Annotated in this window: 2 protein-coding genes; one reads left to right on the forward strand and one right to left on the reverse strand. The window is 47.8% G+C overall.

Annotated elements, in window-relative coordinates; all coding sequences use genetic code 11:
- Positions 1–92 precede the first annotated feature (92 nt).
- A complete protein-coding gene (locus JNC80_RS19835) occupies positions 93–830 on the forward strand; it encodes an RES family NAD+ phosphorylase (RefSeq protein ID WP_376711399.1) in 738 nt (245 codons plus the stop codon).
- 717 nt (positions 831–1,547) lie between these two features.
- Here JNC80_RS19835 and JNC80_RS19840 read toward each other — a convergent pair.
- Positions 1,548–2,861 (reverse strand): D-alanyl-D-alanine carboxypeptidase, encoded by a 1,314-nt coding sequence (locus tag JNC80_RS19840; protein WP_376711400.1) that lies wholly within the window; start codon positions 2,859–2,861, stop codon positions 1,548–1,550.
- Between the last annotated feature and the right edge of the window lie 637 nt (positions 2,862–3,498).

A 3,498-nucleotide genomic window follows, 5' to 3' on the forward strand; every position in this document is an offset into this window, starting at 1 on the left:
TGCGCAACCTCTTCATCGGCTCAACAACAACCGAGATGATCCGGTCCTGCAAAGTGCCGGTCGTACTGTTTCGCTGACCCGGGAAGGGAAAGATGATGGGTGCGGCTCGATTTGAGAAAGTGGATGCCTTTTGGCAGTTTGAAAATGAGGTCACTCGTCAATCTCGCTATGTGCGCTCTGTGCAAGCGGCTCAATTTCTTGAAGCGGTCGTCGCGACCTGTTCAGACAGGTTGAGCACGATCGGGGCCGGAGCTGTCTTCTGGAGAGCCCAGATTGGCAACCGCTGGACAGACGACGTTGTTGCAGGACGGCGCATCCCTTTGCCGCATCCGGAAGCTCGCATGAAGCCCTGGGATGACCGTGCTTACGAAGGGCGGGTGAACCCCAAAGGGATCCCATGCCTGTATTTTGCAACGGACCGCGAGTCTGCAATGTCCGAAGTGCGACCTGGCATAGGATCTATCGTCTCAGTCGCTCGTTTCGAGGCATTGCGGGACCTAGTGGTGGTGGATTGCAGTCGCTTTGCACAGCCGTCCGAACGGGAGCAGGTTAAATTTGAGGATGACGACATTGAAAATCTGGTATGGTCGCACATCGACTATGCGTTTTCTAGGCCAGTGGTGCGAAGTGATAATACTGCTGGCTACGCGGCCACACAGATACTAGCCGAGGCCTTCAAGACCGAAGGATATGATGGCATAATCTATAAAACAGCCTTCTCACATGATGGGCATAACGTCGCCTTATTTGACCTCAACTGTGCATCTTTTATCGACGCAACGCTTTTTCGGGTCCGCGAGGTCCAGTTCCAATTTGAACAGGCTCCATGAGCTGGACGACCTCCATCAGGTGAGACCGCGACCAAACTGGTCCATGACGATGAAGGAAGAGAATTACAGCATGGCGTGACCTAAGCGACACGGACTTCAAAGTTCAAGGCAGGAATACCCACCCCCGGGGCTCGAGCGCCATAGATTTCTGAACCGATGTGGGCCTTGCCTTCCGAACAGCATACCGGCCCATGGCGTCAGACATGCCACATTAAGAGGCCTGACACACGACCGATTGAAGCCCAGCCAAAACGTCAAAAATCAGCTTGCAAAATCGGAGGCGGTTCAAAGAGCCCGAACGAAACAATTTTCATCTGTGATCAACATGGCCGGCAAACGGGGTATTATACAAGCGTATATGACGGGGATTAAATGGTTGCTGATTGCTCCACTCATGACAATATCTCCGCAACCACAAACATAACGCTGGACACAATTATGCTTGATTTTGTACATGCTGCTATTATGAATCGATCGTCTACCAGTCAGCGGCGGATGTTACTGAAGTAACCACACTATTCAACCATGCAAGGTTATTTCTAAGACTGGCAGCGACGGGGTCGATGGCTATGGATGAAGAAGAGTCCCGCTCTTGCAGGGCATAGAGCTGAGGCCGTCCGTACCGCCAGCGTCAGCTTGATGGCGAAATACCCGCAATATCTCGCATATTAAGGGCAAACTATATTGACTTTAGCCATTTGTGTTGAAAGTTAATTGTTACTGTGTCGCCCAGCACCCATAGCCTTTCTGCTTCAATACCACACAAGCTGATAGTGCACTCGATACTTGTTCAAAACCTACAATCCGTGCTCTGTAGACAGAAATATTTCCGTCAAAATAATTAGCAACTACTGGTGCAAGCGATCTAATTGGACTATTGAGGTCACTTATTGCTTGATCTAGCAGTTTCTTTGCACTTGCCTTATCGGGAGAGGCTGCAATCTGGATCGCCCATTTATCATTTTCACCTGCGGTCTCCAATGCACTGGTCGTTAACGGATCCACTGCGCTGTAGGAAGAGACAGTATTCGGTATATCATTGCTTTCAGCGTAGCTTCTTGTAGCCGCATTCAATCCACGATTTCCCGGGATGGGGACAATTCTTGGGAGCACATTGCCAACACTTGCAATGAGATCGTTTCTGGATGGTTGTGGCTTTATAGTGCTACCTTTTTTCGTTTTTGTAGCATCGGGAAGGTAACGTTCAATCAGTTTTCGCATGTGACTATCTCTTGAAGCTGCCGTACGACCGCCCATGACCACCGCTACGACTGACCGTCCATCCCTCTCAACAGACGTAACAAGATTAAATCCAGACGCATTAATGTAGCCGGTTTTGATCCCATCAACTCCCCTAACACTACCCACAAGTCTGTTGTGGCTCCGTAAAGTTGTTTTACCTAGCTGATAGCTACGAGTTTGAAATATTTTATAATGGTGGGGAAAGTGTTGACGAAGCGCTATTCCGAGCCGAGCCATGTCTTTGGCCGTGGTAACTTGCTTTGAATCTGGCAAGCCATGAGCGTTCCGAAATCTCGTCGAGGTCATCCCAAGTGATCGCGCTTTGTCTGTTGCCATTTTCGCAAATCTTTCTTCTGAACCGCCAAGAAATTCACCCAATGCGGTCGCAACATCATTCGCTGATTTTGTTACCAGTGCATTCATTGCTGCCTCCACAGTAATCACCGAACCAACAGGCAACCCAATTTTTGATGGAGGCTCCGACGCTGCATTTCGTGAAATAACAATGCGGCTATTACTATTGAAACGTCCGGCGTCCAACCCCTCGAAGGTCAGATATAAAGTCATCATCTTAGTAAGTGATGCCGGATAACGTTCACTATTACCATTTTCAGAGTAAAGAACTTGACCGCTTTTCGCGTCTACTACGTAGCTGGCATATTTTGCGTTAGCGCTAGCTCTGCTAGGTACGCCATATAAAAACACTGAGGATAATAAAAGGAAAATTCCAATTCGACTGGCATAGAAAATTTTATTGATACATAGTTGTAATAATGTTGTCATAACCATTAATTATTCCATTATTTTAAATGCACGGTTTCCGAGTATTTATAGAGGATGACAAATCATATTGTAGTTAAGGTCACATTAATCCCTTAAGCTTTATGATTTCTTTAATGGTATAGTTAGCTGTTGGCGTAATGTTTCCGGCCTCTCATAAATGGGCTGCTGTTGTAGTCCGGTCGGGATAAGATCAATACGCCAATGTTTCCATATAGCTTCTTCATGCCGGAAACCCGCTTTTTTGCAGAGTTTACAGGAAGTAAATCAACAGTTTCGTCCTCATTGTCGAGCCTCGCAATCTGATCGGACCGTTCGTGCTGACTGGGCGCGATCAGTCAACAGAATTGAGTTGCAGGTTGAAGAAGATAATTCGTAAGCAGTGTTTAGCCACACCTTACCGGAATAATTCTACAATAACTGATCGTCGATTTAGCTCTGTTTATGCCCATTGACGTTTGCGGTTAGTGTGCGGGGCAGCCGTTGCAGCGGACGCTACTTCCACCTTGGTTAGGATTTCGTATGTCTAACGGAAACTCGGTACGGAACCCGCCGAGCTTCTTCTACATGGGGTCAGAACAAGAGCTGCTCGAAATCGTACGCTAAGCTTGAACGGAGCGGGAACGCTTGATTGACCGCATTTCAA

The organism is Pseudochrobactrum lubricantis, from assembly GCF_041929865.1.
GTDB classification, from domain to species: domain Bacteria; phylum Pseudomonadota; class Alphaproteobacteria; order Rhizobiales; family Rhizobiaceae; genus Pseudochrobactrum; species Pseudochrobactrum saccharolyticum.